The sequence below is a fragment of the uncultured Sphingomonas sp. genome (assembly GCF_964237155.1).
Lineage (GTDB): Bacteria > Pseudomonadota > Alphaproteobacteria > Sphingomonadales > Sphingomonadaceae > Sphingomonas.
Genome location: NZ_CAXSHH010000021.1, coordinates 24,449 through 42,514 on the forward strand (window position 1 = coordinate 24,449; position 18,066 = coordinate 42,514).

15 protein-coding genes are annotated in these 18,066 nt (G+C 68.0%); 4 read left to right on the top strand and 11 right to left on the bottom strand.

Features of this window, described 5'->3' with window-relative positions:
* Positions 1 to 51 precede the first annotated feature (51 nt).
* Positions 52 to 447 (top strand): response regulator, encoded by a 396-nt coding sequence (locus tag ACFE71_RS06950; protein WP_375428080.1) that lies wholly within the window; start codon positions 52 to 54, stop codon positions 445 to 447.
* Here the strand turns inward: ACFE71_RS06950 and ACFE71_RS06955 are convergent.
* From ACFE71_RS06955 to ACFE71_RS06980, 6 genes are all read right to left on the bottom strand, one after another.
* Positions 444 to 1,643 carry a cation:proton antiporter gene (locus ACFE71_RS06955; protein ID WP_375428081.1) on the bottom strand — a complete coding sequence of 400 codons (1,200 nt, stop codon included), beginning with the start codon at positions 1,641 to 1,643 and terminating at the stop codon, positions 444 to 446. The genes ACFE71_RS06950 and ACFE71_RS06955 overlap by 4 nt on opposite strands.
* A 91-nt stretch (positions 1,644 to 1,734) precedes the next feature.
* Complete coding sequence (locus ACFE71_RS06960; RefSeq protein WP_375428082.1) at positions 1,735 to 2,034, bottom strand: hypothetical protein; 300 nt, start codon at positions 2,032 to 2,034, stop codon at positions 1,735 to 1,737.
* A 12-nt stretch (positions 2,035 to 2,046) separates the two neighbouring features.
* On the bottom strand, positions 2,047 to 4,893 hold the full coding sequence (locus tag ACFE71_RS06965) for a M16 family metallopeptidase (RefSeq protein ID WP_375428083.1): 2,847 nt from the start codon (positions 4,891 to 4,893) through the stop codon (positions 2,047 to 2,049).
* Between the two features lie 238 nt (positions 4,894 to 5,131).
* On the bottom strand, positions 5,132 to 5,416 hold the full coding sequence (locus tag ACFE71_RS06970; RefSeq protein WP_375428084.1) for a hypothetical protein: 285 nt from the start codon (positions 5,414 to 5,416) through the stop codon (positions 5,132 to 5,134).
* A 224-nt stretch (positions 5,417 to 5,640) separates the two neighbouring features.
* Entirely contained in the window at positions 5,641 to 6,015 is a 375-nt protein-coding gene (locus tag ACFE71_RS06975; RefSeq protein ID WP_375428085.1) for a DUF86 domain-containing protein, read from the bottom strand.
* Positions 6,012 to 6,296 carry a nucleotidyltransferase family protein gene (locus ACFE71_RS06980; protein ID WP_375428086.1) on the bottom strand — a complete coding sequence of 95 codons (285 nt, stop codon included), beginning with the start codon at positions 6,294 to 6,296 and terminating at the stop codon, positions 6,012 to 6,014. Before ACFE71_RS06980 ends, ACFE71_RS06975 begins: the two co-directional genes overlap by 4 nt.
* Positions 6,297 to 6,502: 206 nt before the next feature.
* Between ACFE71_RS06980 and ACFE71_RS06985 the strand changes: the two genes are divergently transcribed.
* Both ACFE71_RS06985 and clpB read left to right on the top strand, forming a co-directional pair.
* Positions 6,503 to 7,623, top strand: a protein-coding gene (locus tag ACFE71_RS06985) for an IS3 family transposase (protein WP_375428087.1) whose coding sequence is annotated in 2 segments (ribosomal slippage) — positions 6,503 to 6,752 and positions 6,752 to 7,623 — 1,122 coding nt in all. Because the reading frame shifts where the segments join, the coding sequence is not laid out codon by codon here.
* Positions 7,624 to 7,879: 256 nt separating this feature from the next.
* Entirely contained in the window at positions 7,880 to 10,456 is a 2,577-nt protein-coding gene (gene clpB, locus ACFE71_RS06990) for an ATP-dependent chaperone ClpB (RefSeq protein WP_375428088.1), read from the top strand.
* A 1-nt stretch (position 10,457) separates the two neighbouring features.
* On the opposite strand, the gene ACFE71_RS06995 is transcribed toward clpB, so the two are convergent.
* Positions 10,458 to 11,747, bottom strand: coding sequence for an aspartyl/asparaginyl beta-hydroxylase domain-containing protein (locus ACFE71_RS06995; RefSeq protein WP_375428089.1), 1,290 nt, complete (start codon positions 11,745 to 11,747; stop codon positions 10,458 to 10,460).
* A gap of 97 nt (positions 11,748 to 11,844) precedes the next feature.
* Entirely contained in the window at positions 11,845 to 14,859 is a 3,015-nt protein-coding gene (locus tag ACFE71_RS07000; protein WP_375428090.1) for a TonB-dependent receptor domain-containing protein, read from the bottom strand.
* 321 nt (positions 14,860 to 15,180) lie between these two features.
* On the opposite strand from ACFE71_RS07000, the gene ACFE71_RS07005 reads away from it, so the two are divergent.
* Positions 15,181 to 15,606, top strand: a complete 426-nt coding sequence (locus ACFE71_RS07005) for a hypothetical protein (protein ID WP_375428091.1) — start codon at positions 15,181 to 15,183, stop codon at positions 15,604 to 15,606.
* A gap of 26 nt (positions 15,607 to 15,632) precedes the next feature.
* Here ACFE71_RS07005 and ACFE71_RS07010 read toward each other — a convergent pair whose 3' ends face one another.
* The 3 genes from ACFE71_RS07010 to xseA all read right to left on the bottom strand — a co-directional run.
* Positions 15,633 to 16,481 (bottom strand): M23 family metallopeptidase, encoded by an 849-nt coding sequence (locus ACFE71_RS07010; RefSeq protein WP_375428092.1) that lies wholly within the window; start codon positions 16,479 to 16,481, stop codon positions 15,633 to 15,635.
* Complete coding sequence (locus tag ACFE71_RS07015; RefSeq protein WP_375428093.1) at positions 16,478 to 16,678, bottom strand: DUF2093 domain-containing protein; 201 nt, start codon at positions 16,676 to 16,678, stop codon at positions 16,478 to 16,480. Before ACFE71_RS07015 ends, ACFE71_RS07010 begins: the two co-directional genes overlap by 4 nt.
* 18 nt (positions 16,679 to 16,696) lie before the next feature.
* Positions 16,697 to 18,066: exodeoxyribonuclease VII large subunit (gene xseA, locus ACFE71_RS07020; protein WP_375428094.1), on the bottom strand; the 1,370-nt coding region annotated here is incomplete at its 5' end.

An 18,066-nucleotide genomic window follows, 5' to 3' on the forward strand; every position in this document is an offset into this window, starting at 1 on the left:
TAACCGTTCGGGCGCTAGCTTTTGGTCCCAAGGTACGAAAGGCGTAGTCGCATGCAGGTCCTGTTCGTTGAAGACGACGCGATGAACCGACGGGTGGTCAAGGATATGCTGAGCGTCGTGGGCGCGCAGATGTCCGAGGCCGCCGACGCCGAGACCGGGCTGAAGATGATCGACGATGGGCAATATTCCATCATCCTCATGGACCTGCGGATGCCCGGGATGGACGGCCTGACCGCCATCCGCCACTTGCGCGCGCGCACCGACGCCAAGGCTCGGCTGCCGGTGATCGTGGTCACCGCCGACACCGCGGTCGACCTGCGCAAACGCTGCATCGCGCAAGGGGCCGACGACGTGATCCTGAAGCCCGTGGCGATGGGCAAGCTGCTGAAGGCGATGAGCAGCATGCTCGCCAAGGCCGCGGGCGCGAACGCGGTCGTGCTGAGCTAGGCCTTCCCGGCCAGTTCGCCCGCGCGGCGGAGCTTGGGGCTGACCACCGGCGTCGTCAGCATGGTGCTCGCCACCGCCATCAGCAACAGCGCGGTGAAGGTCACACCCGTGATCACCTGCCGGTCGAGCAGGATGTTGGCGAAGATGATCATGATCAGCGCCTTGGTCTGAAGCAGCCACCCGATCAGCGACGCTTCGCCCGGTCGCCATTTCAGGACGCGTCCCGCCAGGTGGACACCCGCGAGCTTGCCCCCGACCGACGCCGCGAGCAGCAGGGCCGCCGCCCCGAACACGGCGAAGCCGCCCAGGTCCCAACGGGTCCGCAGGCCCGTGCTGAGGAAGAACACCGGCATGACCGAAAGCAGGATCGCGTTCCGGAACAGGTCGAGCCGCTCGCGCGCGAACCAACCCGCATCGAGCACCGCGCCCGCCAGGAACGCGCCCACCATGTAATGCAGTCCCGCCCAGTCGGACGCGAAGCCCGCCGCCGCGAGCCAGATCAGCCCCACATACCAGCGATCGTCCTCCGCGATGCGCGTCATCAGCCGCCGCACCGCCCACGCGGCGACCGCGAACGCGACGAGGAACGCGACCTGTCGCCCGACCCGCTCCCAATCGAGCAGGATCAAGGCCAGCACGCCCCAGATCGCGACGTCGTCCATGCTGGCGTAGCGCAGCGTGCGCTGACCCAGCGGCTCGCGCAGGATGGCCAGCTTCTCCATCAGCAGCACAAGGATCGGCAACGCCGTGACGGCGCAGGCCATGCCGATGCCCAGCACCGCCTGCCATTCCCGCGCGGCCGGCCCCGCCCAGCCGGGCGATCGCAGCAGCACCCAGGCGGCCGCGCTGCCGAACAGGAGCGGCACGCCCAGCGCCAGCCCCGCCGTCACTCCCGTCTCGCCGCGCTTGGCCCACGCCTGCTTCAGGTCGAGCTCGATGCCCGCGAGCCACACGAAGATCATCACCGCCCACCAGGCGATGCCGTTCAACGGCGCGACCACCTCCGGCCGGAAGATGAACGCGTAATAATCGGGGAAGACGCGCCCCAGAACGCCGGGCCCGAGCAGGATTCCCCCGACGATCTGCACGACGACCAGCGGGGCCCAGTAATCCGTCCGCCCCAGCCGCCACACCAGGTACGGCACGGAGAAGATCAGGATCATCGCGAGCAGGAACAGCTCGGTCGTCGTCGGCATCTCATCGTCCCCCGCCCGGGCCGTTTCGTAAACGAAACGGCCCGCTCTCCGCAAGGAAAGCGGGCCGTGAAAGCCTTGGGTCGCGATGCGACTAGGCGGTGCGCGTGCCCGTCAGCGGAAAGCTGCCGAACGCGCCCGCGCCGACCGTGCCGGTGATGCCGCCGTCCGACACCGTCCCCTGGCAGTCGAGCGACATGGGCATCGGCACCGTCATCTGCTGCTTCCAGCTGATCTGGTCGCCCCGCACCTCGCCCGTGACGTCGCTCCCGCCCATCGCGCCCGAAACCGTGCCCGTGAACGAGTCGCCGTCGCTCTTGACCGTCAGCGTCATCTTCTGGTCGCCCAGCGGCGATTTCACCGTGCAGTCGTAGGTGCCGTCAACTCCAGCCATGAACTCTCTCCGTCAGTTGGCGGCGGTGCGGGGAGGCGCGGCCGCGACCCCGGCGACCGCCGCGGCCGGGATCACCTCGACCGGCAGCCCCAGGCTGTCAAGCTGCGGCCGGACGAGGGCGGCGTCGCCGACAACGACCCAGATCAGCTTGTTCGGGTCGATCACTCGCCGGATCGCCTGGTCCAGCTCGGCCCGCGTCATCGCCCGGTAAGTTTGCGTGATCCGCGCATAGTAATCATCCGGCCGCCGGTACAGGTCGTTGCTCTGCATCGCGCCCAACACCGCGCCCGACGTCTCGAAATTGCCCGACAGCGCGCGCACCGCGCCGGTGATCGCCCGGTCGAACTCCACTTGCGTCAACGGTTTGGTGGTCACGAACTCGGCGAGGTCGACCTTCAGCGACGCGATCGACGGCCCCGTCTTATCCGCCTGGACGGGCGCCGAGACGATGTAGGGCGCGGCGTACTCCGCCTGCGCGAACGACCCCCGCGCGCCGTAGGACCAGCCCCGCGTCTCGCGCAGGTCCGTGTTGATGCGCCCCAGGAAGCTCCCGCCCAGCGCGTCGTTCGCGGTCTGCACCGCCAGCAGGTCGTCCGTGCCCTTCAGCGGCGTCGGCAGCGCCGCCAGGATCAGCGATTGCGGGCTGTCGGGCCGATCGACCAGCACGATCCGGGGGCCGGCGGGCCGTCCCGCGCCGAAGTTCTTCACGCCCGCCGCACCGGTCGCGCGCCAGTCGCCGAAGCGCTGGTCGAGCGCGGGGAGCACCTCGTCCAGCGGCCGGTCGCTGGTGACGAACAGCTTGGCCTTGTCGGGCCGGAGCCACGCATCGCGGAACGCGACCAGGTCCGCGCGCGTCAGCGCCGCCACCGCGCGCGGATCGCCCGCCCCTTGCGCCTTGGCGTAGGGGCTGTCCGGTCCGGCGATCAGCGGCGGCATCACGCGCCCGGCCAATCCTTGCGGACTCGTCAGCTCCTGCGCGATCCCCGCCAGTTGCTGCTGCTTCACCCGTTGCACCTCCGCCTCCGCGAAGGCCGGGTTGCGCGCCACATCGGCGAACAGGTCGAGCGCGGGTTGCAGGTTCGCGCTCGGCACCTCGAGCGAAAGCGTGGTGCGATCATTGGACGCACCCGTCCCTATATCCGCCCCCAGCCGCTCCTTCGCCTCGGCAAGGCGGATCGAGTCGAGCGTCGTCGTCCCCTCGTCCATCACCGCCAGCGTCAGCCCTTGCGTGCCCAGCTTCCCCGGCACGTCCGCCGCCACCCCCGCATCGAAGCTCAGCACGGCCTGCGTGATCGGCACGGCGGTCCGCTGCGCGTACACGACCTCGATCCCGTTCCGCAGCTTCGCGCGCCGCACGGCCGGGAAACTCAGCGAGGCGACGTCGCCTACCGCCGGCAACGCGCCGCGCGTGCCCTTGAACGGCGTATCGGGCGCCTTCACCACGGCGGCGGCGGGCGCGGCGGCGTTCCGGTACGCGTCGCGCGCGCCCGGCACGATCGCGAACGCATAGACGGGCCGCGTCAGCCAGCGGTTCATCGCCGCCCGGACCGTCGCCGGCGTCTGCGCGGCGAGCGCCTGGAGCCGCTTCTTGTAGAAGCCCGGATCGTTGGAATAAAGCGCGCCCTCGGCCAGCGCCACCGCCTTGCCGCCGAACCCGCCGACCGACTCCAGCCCCGCGACGCGGTTCGCGACCACGCCCGTCACGTATCGGTTCACCTCGTCGGCGGTCGGCCCCGTCCGGATGAAATCGGCGACCACCGCGTCCAGCCGCCGCTCCAGCAGCGCCTGGTCCACCCCCGGCCGCGCGACCGCGTTGACCGAGAACGACCCCACCTCGGCGAAGGCGCGGTTGGACGCGCCCACCTGCACCGCCAGCTTCTCCTGCCGGACGAGCGCGTTCTCGAGCCGGGACGAGCTCAGCCCGCCCAGCACCCCGCCCGCGACCTCCAGCGCGGCGGCGTCCGCCTCGTTCAGCCCGGGCACCGACCAGCTTCGCGTGACGAGTGGCGCGGCCACCCGGTCGCGCTGCGTCTCGCTGACCGCCGCCGGCAGCGCGGCGAGCGGCGCGGGTCGCCGGACGCTGGCGCGCCCGCGCGGGATCGCGCCGAAATACTTCTCCACCTTGGCCCGCGCGGTCGCGACATCGACATCGCCCGCCAGCACCAGCACCGCATTGTTGGGCGCGTAATTGTCGCGGAACCAGTTCTTCACGTCGTCGAGCGACGCCGCGTCGAGATCGGCCATCGAGCCGATCGTGGTGTGGTTGTACGGATGCCCGACCGGGAACAGCCCGCCCGGCAGCTTGTATCGCAGCAGGCCGTAGGGCTGGTTGTCCCCCTGCCGCTTCTCGTTCTGGACGACCCCGCGCTGCTCGTCGAGTTTCGCCTGCGTGATCGCGCCGAGCAGGTACCCCATCCGATCGGATTCGAGGAACAGCGCCCGATCGAGCGCCGCGGTCGGCACCGTCTCGAAGTAATTGGTCCGGTCGTAACTGGTGGTGCCGTTGTAATCGGTCGCGCCGACGGTTTTCAGCGGCTCGAAGAACTCGCCCGGCGCGTTCTCCGACCCGTTGAACATCAGATGCTCGAACAGGTGCGCGAACCCCGTCTTGCCCTGCGGCTCGTGCTTGGAGCCGACATCGTACCACACCGACACGGCGACGACCGGGGCCTTGCGGTCGGTATGCACGACCACCCTCAACCCGTTGGCGAGCGTGAACTGCTGATAAGGAATATCGACCGAACGCACGAGCCGCGACACCGGCGCGGCAGCGGCGGCGGCGGGCGCCGTCCGCGCGGCCGTCGGCGCGGCGAGCAGGACGAGCGCGACGCCGGTCGACGCCAGGATCTTGGTGTTCATAGGGATGCGGCCTTGTTTCAATTCGTCATAAATGTACGCACGCCGTTCGATCCGACGCAACTCCCCTTCCTTTCCAGGAAAGGGGCTGAGGCCGGTACATCCGCTCGACGTTGCCCCGGAGCAGGCGCGCGTCGAACAACACCGGCTTGGTCCGGTGCGCCTCGAACCGCGCCGCCTGGTCGGCATGATGCGGAGATCCCGGCCGCGTGGTCGCCGCCAGATAGGGCGAAGCGACTCGTTATGCCCCAGCGGCATGTACGGCGCGCCGGGGAAGCGGGAATAGCCCCGCTAGCCGCACCTCCCCCGGATGCCGCGCGGTGTGCTGGTTCAGCCCCGCCGCATAGCCATCGAGCAGCATGCGCGCGTCGGCGGGTCGCCGGCCGTAATTGCGCCCCACCTTCTCGCGCGCGCCGAGCGGATGGATGACGTAATTTGTCTTCGCGCCCTCGGGGCCGGTAATCGCCCCGACCGCCCGCGCGTCATCGCGAGCACCTCCCGGAGCATGATAAATCGTCCTCGGCATAAGCATAGCCGATCCCGTGCGCGACATCGGCGTCCGCCCGCCCGAACACACGCGGCACCCCGAACCGATCGCGCGCGATCACGGTATTATAGCTGCGCGGGCGGGCGGCGGAGCGGCGCGTTCGGCGAGGAGCGGCTCCCTTACGGCGGGGCCAACGGCGATCAGGCCGGAAGGGACCAAGAGCCTGAGGTCGCCGCGGCGCAGGTTCCCGTGCAGGCCGACCTTTACCCGCTTATTGGCCCGGCGTGTTCCGCGATGACGCGTCGAATTTGGGCGAGGATCGCTGGCGCTTCGTCCAACGCGATGCGCCACACCACCGCCGGCGAATAATCGAAATAGCCATGCGTGAGCCGGTTCCGCATCTCCGTCAGGTCGCGCCATGGCATCTCGGGAACCGACTCCTGAAAGCCGGGGTGTAACTTACGAATATAACGACTCGCCTCCCCCATATTCTCGAGCTTCTTGATGACGAGATCGCGGACGGGCTCGTTCGCCATGAATTGCTCGAAGTCGGTCTCGGCGGTGTAGGCGACCACCTTGGATGCCATCTCCTCGATGTCGGACAACCAGTCGCCCAGCGAACGATGCGATGCCTTCACAGGGGAATCGCGTCATGAAGGATGCGGGCCATGCTCTTCTCCGGCACCTCGTCATCGACGACCACATCGACATCCCTATCCAGCAACGCGGCGAGCTCGCGTTCCATGCGGACCAGGCCCAACAGCGACAGCGTGGGTCGGTGGTCGACCAGGAAGTCCACGTCGCTGGCCCCATGCTCCTCGCCGCGCGCTACGGAGCCGAACAAGCGGGGATCGCTCGCGCCATGGCGTGCCACGATCTCGCGTATCGCGGGGGCATGGCCACGCACACGCTCCAGCATGGGCCTGTGCGGTCTGACGGAAGAGATGCTCGCCATTGGCAGTCCTTAGCAGCGTAACGCGGCGGGTGAAACGACCGCCGCGGTTTCATGCTGTCCTACAAGCTCGGGATCGGCGTACCGCGAACGGATGGCTCGCTTTGCTCATCCTGACCTGCTCCCCAGAATTCATGCCATTGGTAAGTTAGCTCGTCAGATGGAGACGAGTGATGCGGCGAGGCCGATTTACCGAGGATCAGATCATTGGCGTGCTGCGCGAGCATGAGGCTGGCGTGAAGACCGCCGAGCTGTGCCGAAAGCACGGGATCAGCGACGCGACGTTCTACAACTGGAAGGCGAAGTATGGCGGCATGACCGTGTCGGAGGCGGCGCGGTTGCGGACGCTGGAGGACGAGAACCGACGGCTGAAGAAGCTGCTGGCGGAGTCGATGCTCGACGTGTCGGCGTTGAAGGATCTGCTGGAAAAAAACTGACCCGGTCTGTGGAGCGCTACGCTGCGGTGGAGAAGCTGATGGCCGATCACGGCTTCTCCGAGCGTCGCGCCTGCAGGCTGATCGGGGTCAACCGGTCGGCATGGCAATATGAGCCGCTTCGCGGGCAGGACGATGTTGTCCGCATGTGGATGCGTGAGATCGCCAACGAGCGTCGCCGGTTCGGCTACCGACGGCTGGCGATCCTGCTCAAGCGTGAGGGCAAGGGCATGAACCTGAAGAAGGTGTACCGGCTGTACCGCGAGGAGCGGCTGACGGTGCGCAAGCGTGGCGGGCGCAAGCGCGCGCTGGGCACGAGAGCGCCGATGGCGATCCCGCAGGAACCCAACCAGCGCTGGTCGCTCGACTTCGTATCGGATGCATTGGCCTGCGGCCGGCGGTTCCGCTTGCTCAACGTCATCGACGATTACAGCCGGGAATGCCTGGCCTGCATCGTCGATACCTCGCTGTCCGGTCGGCGGGTCGTTCGTGAGCTGAGCGCCATCGCCGACCGTCGCGGGCTCCCGTGCATGGTGGTCAGCGACAATGGCACCGAGCTGACCAGTCACGCCGTGCTCGCGTGGTGCCAGGACACCGGGGTCGAGTGGCATTACATCGCGCCGGGCAAGCCGCAGCAGAACGGCTTCGTCGAGAGCTTTAATGGTCGCTTGCGCGACGAGTGCCTGAACGAGCACCTGTTCCCATCGCTGGCTGCGGCGAGACGGATCATCGAGGCATGGCGGACGGACTACAACACCGTGCGTCCGCACAGCAGTCTTGGCGGGATGGCACCCGCCGAGTTTACGAACCGCCCCCGCCAGGGGCATATGGACACCGAAGCTAAGTTATCAGCGGCCTGAAAACGGGGAGCAGGTCAATCCTAACGCGCCTCCCCAACGTAGGCCGGTGCCTGGATGCGATAACCGTCGTGAGCAGGCACCTTACTCACCTGCGCGCTCACCGCCGTGGCAGGGTCGACGCCGGATTGGAGCTTCTCACGGCTAAGTCGAGTACGCGTCCACGCCTATACTTCCCTAAACTTGTTCAGGTTCGCAAGGCTCCTATGTTGCCCTAATACAACACTCATCCGATGCCGCTTCGATGCCAGGACCATCCATGAACCTTGAAAAATTCACCGACCGCGCCAAGGGTTTCCTCCAGTCGGCGCAGACCGTCGCGATCCGCATGAACCATCAACGGATCTCGCCGGAGCACATCCTGAAAGCGCTGTTGGAGGACGAGCAGGGCATGGCCGCCGGGCTGATCGGCGCGGCGGGCGGCGACGCCAAGCGCGCGGTCGCCGAAACCGACGCGCTCTTGGCCAAGGTGCCCGCGGTCAGCGGCGGCGGCGCGCAGCAGACGCCCGGCCTCGACAACGACGCGGTACGCCTCCTCGACCAGGCCGAGCAGGTAGCGGCCAAGGCGGGCGACGGCTTCGTGACGGTCGAGCGCATGCTGCTGTCCGCGTCGATGTCGTCGAACCCGGCGGGCCGCGCGCTCGCTGCGGCGGGAGTCAAGCCCGACGCGCTGAACGCCGCGATCAACCAGCTTCGCCAGGGCCGCACCGCCGACACGGCGGGTGCCGAGGACCGTTACGACGCGCTCAAGAAGTTCGCGCGCGACCTCACTCAGGCGGCGCGCGACGGCAAGCTCGACCCCGTCATCGGCCGCGACGAGGAGATCAGGCGGACGATCCAGATCCTGGCGCGCCGGACCAAGAACAATCCCGCGCTGATCGGCGAGCCCGGCGTCGGCAAGACCGCGATCGCCGAGGGCCTCGCGCTCCGCATCGCCAACGGCGACGTGCCCGACACGCTCAAGGGCCGCCGGCTGATGTCGCTCGACCTGGGCGCGCTGATCGCCGGGGCCAAGTACCGCGGCGAGTTCGAGGAACGGCTGAAAGGCGTGCTCGACGAGGTCAAGGCGGCCGAGGGCGACGTCGTCCTGTTCATCGACGAGATGCACCAGCTGATCGGCGCGGGGAAATCAGAGGGCGCGATGGATGCGGGCAACCTGCTGAAACCCGCGCTTGCCCGGGGCGAGCTCCACTGCGTCGGCGCGACCACGCTCGACGAGTATCGCAAGCATGTCGAGAAGGACCCCGCGCTCCAGCGGCGCTTCCAGCCCGTCTTCGTCGGCGAGCCGACCGTCGAGGACACCGTGTCGATCCTGCGCGGGCTGAAGGAGAAATACGAGCTCCATCACGGCGTCCGCATCACCGACGCCGCGATCGTCGCCGCCTCGACGCTGTCGAACCGCTACATCACCGACCGCTTCCTCCCCGACAAGGCGATTGACCTGATGGACGAGGCCGCGAGCCGCATCCGCATGGAGGTGGAGAGCAAGCCCGAGGAGATCGAGACGCTCGACCGCCGCATCCTGCGCCTCAAGATCGAACGCGAGGCGCTCCGCCGCGAGCAGGACGACGCCTCGCGCGACCGGCTCGGCGCGCTGGAGCGCGATTTGGGCGGCCTGGAGGAGCAGTCGGCCGCGCTCACCACCCGCTGGCAGGGCGAAAAGGACAAGATCGGCGCGGAGGCCAAGTTGAAGGAACAGCTCGACGCCGCGCGCATCGCGCTCGACCAGGCGCAGCGCACCGGCGACCTCGCGCGGGCCGGGGAGCTCTCCTATGGCACCATCCCCGGGCTCGAACGCCAGCTCGCCGAGGCGAGCGTCGCGACCGAGGGCGCGATGCTGCGCGAGGAGGTGACCGCCGACGACATAGCGGGCGTCGTCAGCCGCTGGACGGGCGTCCCCGTCGAACGGATGCTGGCGGGCGAGCGCGACAAGCTGCTGGCGATGGAGGAGGCGATCGGTCGTCGCGTCATCGGCCAGGCGCACGCCGTCCACGCCGTCTCCACCGCCGTCCGCAGGGCGCGCGCGGGATTGCAGGACCCCAACCGCCCGCTCGGCTCGTTCCTGTTCTTGGGCCCCACGGGCGTCGGCAAGACCGAGCTGACCAAGGCGCTGGCCGAATTCCTGTTCGACGACCCCGCCGCGATGGTCCGCATCGACATGTCCGAATTCATGGAGAAGCACGCCGTCTCCCGCCTGATCGGCGCGCCCCCGGGCTATGTCGGCTACGAGGAGGGCGGCGTTCTGACCGAGGCCGTCCGCCGCCGCCCGTATCAGGTGATCCTGTTCGACGAGGTGGAGAAAGCGCACGGCGACGTGTTCAACATCCTCCTTCAGGTGCTCGATGACGGCCGCCTCACTGACGGCCAGGGCCGCACGGTCGACTTCACCAACACGCTCATCATCCTGACGAGCAATCTCGGCTCGCAATATCTGACGACGCTCACCGACGACCAGGACGTCGACACCGTCGAGCCGCAGGTGATGGAAATCGTCCGCGCGCATTTCCGCCCGGAGTTCCTCAACCGCCTCGACGAGGTGATCCTGTTCCACCGGCTCGGCCAAGCGCACATGGCTCCGATCGTCGACATCCAGGTCGCGCGCGTCGGCAAGCTCCTCGCCGACCGCAAGGTGACGCTGGACCTCACCGACGCCGCGCGGGCGTGGCTAGGCCGCGTCGGCTACGACCCCGTGTACGGCGCGAGGCCCCTCAAGCGCGCCGTCCAGCGCCACCTCCAGGACCCCCTCGCCGACCTGATCCTGCGGGGCGGCGTGAAAGACGGCCAGACGATCCGCGTCGACGAGGGCGAGGGGAAGCTAGCACTGGTGGTGAGGTGAGCTAGTTGGCAACCGCGCCCATCCCCGCAGGCGCATCCTCCAGCTCGCCGAGCATACGGAACAGCTCGCGCAGCATGTCGCGCTCGGCAGCGGAAAGGTGCGGGTTCCACACATCGAGGATCAATACGGCGCGGACCGTGTCCGAGCCGTTCCATGCTTCATGCTCAATCGTGTCGTCGAACGCGAACGCCTGGCCCTCGACCCACGCCCGCGTTTCGCCCCCGACCCGAAAGCCGCACCCTGGCGGCACGATCAGCGGCAGGTGGACGATTGCGCGGACGTTGCTCACGCCCGTATGCGCAGGCAACCGCGCGCCGGGTTTCAGCACGGAGAAGAACGCGGTCGGCCCCTTGCCCGGCATGTCGGCGAGCGGGACTTGAGTCAGCGCAGCCGCCGTCGCCGGACACCGCCCGCACACCTCTGCCTGTCGTTCGCCGTACTTCCAAAGATACCGCGCACCCCACGCATCCGACCGGTCGAGCGGTGTCCATTTGTTGATCGGCGCGCCAGGCGTCATCTCGACATACGGCGCGAAACCGCTGTCGGGCGCGGCGAGTAGCGTCTCGAGCTCGCGCCGGATCGCCGGGACCGCCGCCTCCAGCCTGGCCATCCAAGGGAATAGCGCTCGGTCGAAGAACTCGTCAGCGGGCAGGAACGGGAAATGCAGCCCGTGAGGCTCATTATGGAACACTCGCCGCCGCCCGAGCATCGCATCGACGCAAGCGTCGAACCGCCGCCGCGTGACCGGGTCGACCCCGTCCCGCGCTATCTCGAGCAGAGCATCGACCTCGCCACCGAACCGCATGCCCCGGTCGGCGACCCGCGCCTTGGCATGGGCGAGCAGGTTGTCGAGGGCTGCGGGATGCGGCGTCGTCGCCTCGACGACGCTCACCACCCCGCCCCAGCGGAACGCGGCCTGGTTGAGCTCGCCTGTCCGCTCGTGCAGCTCCGCCATCCGGACGTTGGCCATCAAGTGCCGTTGATCAAGCGCGAGGACGCCCTCCAACGCAGCCCGTTCCCCTTCGGCATCGCCGCGCTGGCGTCGCACCGTGGCGAGGTTCATCCACAGCGGCGTAGCTTGCGGATCGGCGGCCACCGCGCGCGCGAACAGCTGCTCCGCCTCGGGCGCGGTCCTGGAAAGCGCCTGCATCCCCAGCCCGTTCAGCGCAGGCGCGCTGGTCGGATCGATCGCCAGCAGCTCCTTCCACAAACGCGCTGCCGCGTCAGGCCGGCCTTGCGCCCGCTCTTGCTCGGCTTGCCCGAGCAGCGCTGCGATTTCCTGCTTATCCATATTCTTGATCGCGTACCGGAGCTGCAGCACTATGCGCAAAAGAAAAGGGGCGTTGGCCAAAGCCACCGCCCCTTTCTCCATTAAGGCGGTAATCCGGTCAGAACCGGACGCGGGCTCCCACCGCGAAACGACGACCGATCGCGTCGTAGGTTGACGGGAAGGTATTGCCGCTATTGAACGAGGTTACGCCGATGTTGCTGCCAACGGTCGGCGGGTCCTTGTCGGTCAAGTTGATCGCGCTCAGAGTCAGGTCGAAATTGTCGTTCACGCCGTATCGAACCGTCAGGTCGAAATAGTTAAACGCGTCGATCTTGCGGAAGTCGGCGAAGGCAGGGCCACCGAAGCTGGAATTGACGTCGGCAGGCTCCTGCTCGACGCTGGAGAGATGGCGCCAGAGAAGCGACACGTCGACATCGTCGAACGATACCGTCGTGCGCTGGTTAAATGTGAATTCCGGCAGGATCGAACCCGTCAACGAGCAATTGACGCTGTAGAAGCCCACGCACTCGCGGTTCAACCCGCCCGGTGTCGCCCGGAACTTGTTGTTGAGCGTGTAATTGCCGTTGAAGGCGAGCGCCAATCGCACATTCTCGGTCACGTCCGTGCTGAAGTTTGCGATCAGGTCGAAACCGTCCGTCGCGATACGTCCGCTGTTGGTCAGCGGCTGCGGAATGCCCGGGGTCGTGCTCGCGTCGCCATCGAGACCGCCGGTCGCGGGGTCCCGACGAATCTGCGTGCACGCTACGCTCGCCGCGCTGGCCGCAGTCAGATTGTTGAAGCACGCACCGAGGATATCGCCGGGCGCCGGGGTCGACAAAGCGTCACGGATTTTGATGTTGTAATAGTCCAACGACACCGAGAAGTTCCGGATGAAGTCGGGCTGGAATACCACACCCAGCGTGTAGGTATCCGCCTTCTCGGGCCGATTGTTGGAGTCGTAGGTGAATGTGCCGTTGATCTGGCCGGCCGATGGCGGATCGATTGCGCCGATCTGGGTAGCGGGCGCGCCCTGCGCGATGCAGACGGCGCGCAGGTTGGCGTTGTTGACCGGCGCTTGACCCTGGCAAGGGTCGTTGCGCAGATTGGTCAAGCCGACCGCATCAGGCGTGAACAGCTCGCCGACATTCGGCGCACGGACCGCGCGCTGATAGTTACCGCGGAAACGCAGGCCGTTGGTCACCTCCCAGGTGGCCCCGCCCTTGTACGTCCAGGCGTCGAATGTCGGGTTGCCCGGCGCATCGACGCTGTAGCTGGAGTAGCGCACACCCGCTTCCAGCGTCAGGCTCTGCAGGAACGGAAGGTCGGCCACCAATGGCGCGATAACCTCGGCGAAACCCTCGTACACGTCATAGCCACCCCGGACGGGAACGGTCGCGCCGCCCGCGCCGCCGAGCGCGCCGGGATCCTGCGCAAGCTGGTCGGCGAAGACCTCGGCGGTGTATTTCCGATACTCGGAGCCGGCCGCGATGGCTACCGGAGCGTTGGCCGAGCCGATGGTCATGAGATCGGCGTTCAGCACGCCGCGGACCTGCGCCAGCGTCGTACGATTACCAGACGTTGCCGGCGTGAGAAGGAAGTTGACGGCGTCCGACGTGATCGATCCCGCTTCGCCGAACAGGTTCACGGGAACGCAGGAACCCGACGGATCCTGACAGGTGGTCGCGTTGGTCGCGCGGAGCGCCTGCTGCAGCTTGGGGATCGAAGCATAGTTCAGGATCGTCTGCGTGTTGGTGCTGCGGCCATATGCGCCATAAACATCGTAGCGGAGACTCTCGGTCAGGGCGCCGCGCGCGCCTACCCGGAAGTCGAACACCTGCGTTTCGTAGTTGCTGACCCGGCCACCGGCTTCAACCAGCCGACGCGCGACGTTCGTCGAGAACTCTCGATAGTTCGGGTCGTTCGGGTTCGTCGTGGCGGCGGCCGCGTCGCACTGCGCCCCGGTCAACGTCTGGATACCGGCGACATTAGGGTTGGAGTCGTTGTTGGTGCAGAAGGTCGCGCGCGCGCCGGCCGGCAGGAAGGGATTGCTGACCGGAATGAACAGCGGGCTGGCGAATGCGCCCGACGGCGCGATGATAGTCTGAACCGTGTTCTGAGAGAACAGCCCGCGGCTGTAGACCTCGACGCTGTCCGACACTTCGTAATGCGCCGAGCTGAACATGTTGAACCGCTCGAACGGCGTCTGAAAGATGTTGAACGGATTGAAGTTGAAGCTTGCGAATACGGGCACGAGCTGACCAGTCGCCGGATTGATGTTGCGATTGCCGACACCGGCGACCGAGAAGCGCGACGGAACGGCGGTGCCCGACGCGCCGCTGCCGCTGCCGTCGAACGAGTCGATCGTCAGGGCGGAGCCCGGACGCTCACCCGCGAAGAAGACCGGATCGGCCTCCTGGTAACCGAGACTGAGCACCGCGTTGCCGCGACCATCGTCGAAGTTCGCGCCGATCGTGAGGTCCGTGCGGAAGATGTTGCCGTCGCCGCGCTCGGTGATCTGCTCGCTCACCGACAGGTCCACGCCGGCGAAATCGCGCTTGGTGATGAAATTCACCACGCCCGATACCGCATCCGCGCCGTAGGTAGTGCTGGCACCGCCGGTCAGTACGTCGATACGATCGAGCACGGCGAGCGGGATGTTGTTCAGATCGACACTGCCATCTAAATTAGCGGGCGCAATCCGCGCCCCGTCAATCAGCACTATGTTACGGTTCTGACCAAGGCCGCGAAGGTCGACGAACGATGCGCCTTCGTTGCCGTTATTGGTCGACGCGCCGATGCTGGCAGCGACACCCGGCAACTGACGCAAGATCTCGTCGGCTCGATTCGTTTGACGTAGCGCGATCTCGTCGGCGGTGGTGACGTTGACCGGGCTGGAGGTGCGAAGGTTTGGGTTGGTGATCAAAGACCCAGTGACGACGATTTCCTCACCCGGTGCCTGCTCGGCGCCGGGAGCCTGCGTCTCCGTCGCGCCGGTCTCGCCCGGTTGCTGACCCGCTTGGGCCTCGCCGCCGGAGGAAGCGCTGACCTGCGCAATCGCGGGCACCGCCGCGAAAATCGAAATCCCGGCAAGGAGACCGGAGGCAAGCCTGCGCCCACGAAGCACCTGGTTCATGTTAACATCCCTTTTCGCGACCGTCCCTGGTTCAGGGACCCGGCCTACTCGTCAAATACGTGGCAAATTTACCGCGCTTGGATTGAGGATTAAGCAGCCGATCGGCCGCGGCACAATCACAACGAGGCAAAACAAGCGCGATTTCATGGAACTGTAGTCTTTGGGTCACACCCGCAGGGTTTGCGGTGTTGGCTGGAGAGACTAAGCTCGACGACGGTCAATCGGAGACCCAGCTTGTCGCTCATTATCCGTCCGCTCCTTCTCGCGGCATTACTCGTTCCCACCGCTCCGCTTTCGGCGCAGGACGCCGCGACCGGCCCCATGCGCACACTCGCCCGGTGCCGGTTGATCACCGAACCGACCGCCCGCCTGGCCTGCTTCGACGCAGCGGCCGCACAGCTGCAGGATGCGGTCTCGACCGGGCAGGTGACCATGCTCGACCGCGAGGGGGTGCGGCAGACCAAACGCTCGCTGTTCGGGTTCACCCTGCCCCGCGTCGGCTTATTCGGCCGTAGTGATGGTGAGCCGGAATTTACAGAAATCGACACTACGATTGCCCGCGTTCTCCCGCTCGGCTTCGGCAAGTACGAGTTGATGCTGAAGGATGGCGCCCGTTGGCAGACTACGGACGCGCTCGCCTCGCCTCCCCGATCGGGATCGGCAGTTCGCATCCGCAAGGCTACGCTCGGTTCTTATTTCATTAACGTCAACGGACGGCGAGGCGTGAAGGGCCGCCGCATCGGTTAAGTTCGGGTTGCGCTAAACGCCCGGCCTTAGTTCTGCGGCACCATCGCCCCCGCGACCAGCAGCGGGTCGAGCCGCGCGTTACGCCAGCGCAGGCCCCAATGGAGGTGCGGTCCGGTCGCCCGCCCCGTCGCGCCGACCGCGCCGATGCGCTGGCCCGCCGTCACCCGCTCGCCGAGCGCCACGTCGATCCGCGACAGGTGCAGGAACGCGCTCGACAGGCCGCCGCCGTGATCGACGATCAGGAGGACGCCCTCCAGGGTGAACGGCCGCGCCGGATCGGCGGCGAGCACCACCACGCCGCCTGCGGGCGCGACCACGGGCGCTCCGGTCGGCAACGCCACGTCGGCGCCCGAATGGAACGATCCGGGGACGCCCCGATAGATGCGCTGCGCCCCGAACGCGCCCGACAGCCGTCCGGTCGCGGGCCAGCGCATCCGCTCGCGCCAGCCGGACGCGCCCGTCTCGACGGCGCGGGCAGCGGCGATGCGCGCGAGTTCGCCCGGACGCAGCGCGTCGAACTCGGCGGTGGTGCGGCCCGCGCGGAGCGGCGCGTCGACCCGCTGGGTCGGCCAGGCGCGCGGCGCGACGCTCAGGACCCGGCGAACCTCCCGGCCGTCGGACATGGTCGCGACCAGCTCGGCGACGGGACCCGCGTCGCGGTCGAACCCGACCACGAACCGCCCGTTGGCGAGCATCACCGGCGCGGCTGCCGCACCGGGCACGCGCAGTTCGACGGACACCGATCCCGGTGGCGCTTCGGCCGCCAACAGCCCGCCCTGCGTCGGCACGCCCGTGAACCGAAACCCTTCGCCCGGCGCTTGCGCGACCACCGGCGGGGTGGACGCGGCAAGCACTACCGCCAGCGCCATCCTCATCGTGGACGGAGCGCCTCGCTGGCGAGCGCGGCGGTGGCGAACGCGCGCTGCCCCGCCACGCTCCAATACCGCAGGTCGTTCAACCCGATTCGCGCGCCCGACGCCGCGCACAGCACGTGGTCGCCGGGCGCCAGCACGCGAAAGCCGTTGGCCATGTAATGGAGCCGGGCGGGTCGGTCGGTATTGGACATCAGCATGGGAAGCGTTCCACCGGGTCAGAACAGCGTCGGCTGTTCGGGCTTGACCGTAGGATAGGGTCGCCCGCTTCCCCGCTCAAGCCGCCCGCCGACCTGCGCCTCCAGGTCGCCGTCCTGGAAATGGAGCGTCACCGCCCCCGCCGCGCGCGCCGCGGCGACGTTCGACAGCGTCTCGCCGCCCCGCCCGGTGACGCGGGCATAGCCGCGCTCCAGCACCCGGTGCGGGTTCAGCGACCCGACCAGCCGCCACGTCGCGTCCAGCCGCGACCGCGCCCCGTCGAGCTGGCGTCGCAACGCCGCCGGCCGCAGCGCCCCACCCGCCTTGTCGAGCACGCCGCGCGCCAACGCCACACGACGCTCCAGCCCCCGGTCGAGCCGAAGACCCAGATCGTCCGCGCGCTGCCGCTGCGGCCCGAGCAGCGCGTCGCGCCGGGGCACGACGCGCACCAGCGCCTCCAGCCGCTCGCGACCGCGATCGACATATCGCCGGGCGCACCGCTCGGTCCGCCCCCCATGGGCGGCGATCGTCAGCCTGAGGTCGGCGAGCACCGGAACCGCGATCTCGGCCGCGGCGGTCGGGGTCGGCGCGCGCAAGTCGGCGGCGTGGTCGCACAAGGTCGTGTCGGTCTCGTGCCCGACCGCGGAGATGACGGGGATGCGGCATTCCGCCACCGCGCGCACGACCACCTCCTCGTTGAACGACCATAGGTCCTCAACCGACCCGCCGCCGCGCGCGACGATCAGGAGGTCGGGCCGGGGCACGGAGCCCGCTCCGTGCCCCGGCCCGGCCGGCCCGCCAAGCGGGTTCGACGTCCCAGGCAACGCATCGAACCCGCGCACCGCCGCCGCGATCTCGGCCGCCGAGCCCTCGCCTTGCACCTTGACCGGCCAGACGACCACGTGGGTCGGGCAACGATCCTCCAGCCGATGAAGGATGTCGCGGATCACCGCCCCCGTCGGCGACGTCACCACCCCGATCACGCGCGGAAGATAGGGTAGAGGCTTCTTCGCCGCGCGGTCGAACAACCCCTCGCCCGCCAGCTTCAGGCGCAACTTGTCGAGCAGCGCCATCAGCGCGCCCGCCCCCGCCAGTTCCATCCGCTCGATGACGATCTGGTACTTGGACCGCCCCGGATAGGTGGTGAGCTTGCCGGTCGCGATCACCTCGACGCCGTCCTGCGGCTGGAAGGCCAGGCCCGACGCCTGCCCCTTCCAGATCACCCCGTCGATAACCGCGCTCTCGTCCTTGAGCGCCAGATACGCATGGCCCGACGCGACGCGCTTATAGCCGGAGATCTCGCCGCGCACCCGCACATGGCCGAACTCGCCCTCGACCACGCGCTTCAGCTTGCCCGCCAGCTCGCCGACCGACATCGCCGCCGCGTTGT

Coding starts and splice junctions, on each gene's coding strand:
- ACFE71_RS07015 (WP_375428093.1), bottom strand. CDS start 16,678: ATGCTGATGTCCAATACCGACCGACCCGCCCGGCTCCATTACATGGCC.
- ACFE71_RS06960 (WP_375428082.1), bottom strand. CDS start 2,034: ATGGCTGGAGTTGACGGCACCTACGACTGCACGGTGAAATCGCCGCTG.
- ACFE71_RS07000 (WP_375428090.1), bottom strand. CDS start 14,859: ATGAACCAGGTGCTTCGTGGGCGCAGGCTTGCCTCCGGTCTCCTTGCC.
- ACFE71_RS06995 (WP_375428089.1), bottom strand. CDS start 11,747: ATGGATAAGCAGGAAATCGCAGCGCTGCTCGGGCAAGCCGAGCAAGAG.
- ACFE71_RS07005 (WP_375428091.1), top strand. CDS start 15,181: ATGCGCACACTCGCCCGGTGCCGGTTGATCACCGAACCGACCGCCCGC.
- clpB (WP_375428088.1), top strand. CDS start 7,880: ATGAACCTTGAAAAATTCACCGACCGCGCCAAGGGTTTCCTCCAGTCG.
- ACFE71_RS06950 (WP_375428080.1), top strand. CDS start 52: ATGCAGGTCCTGTTCGTTGAAGACGACGCGATGAACCGACGGGTGGTC.
- ACFE71_RS06955 (WP_375428081.1), bottom strand. CDS start 1,643: ATGCCGACGACGACCGAGCTGTTCCTGCTCGCGATGATCCTGATCTTC.
- ACFE71_RS07010 (WP_375428092.1), bottom strand. CDS start 16,481: ATGAGGATGGCGCTGGCGGTAGTGCTTGCCGCGTCCACCCCGCCGGTG.
- ACFE71_RS06970 (WP_375428084.1), bottom strand. CDS start 5,416: ATGCCGAGGACGATTTATCATGCTCCGGGAGGTGCTCGCGATGACGCG.
- ACFE71_RS06965 (WP_375428083.1), bottom strand. CDS start 4,893: ATGAACACCAAGATCCTGGCGTCGACCGGCGTCGCGCTCGTCCTGCTC.
- ACFE71_RS06980 (WP_375428086.1), bottom strand. CDS start 6,296: ATGCTGGAGCGTGTGCGTGGCCATGCCCCCGCGATACGCGAGATCGTG.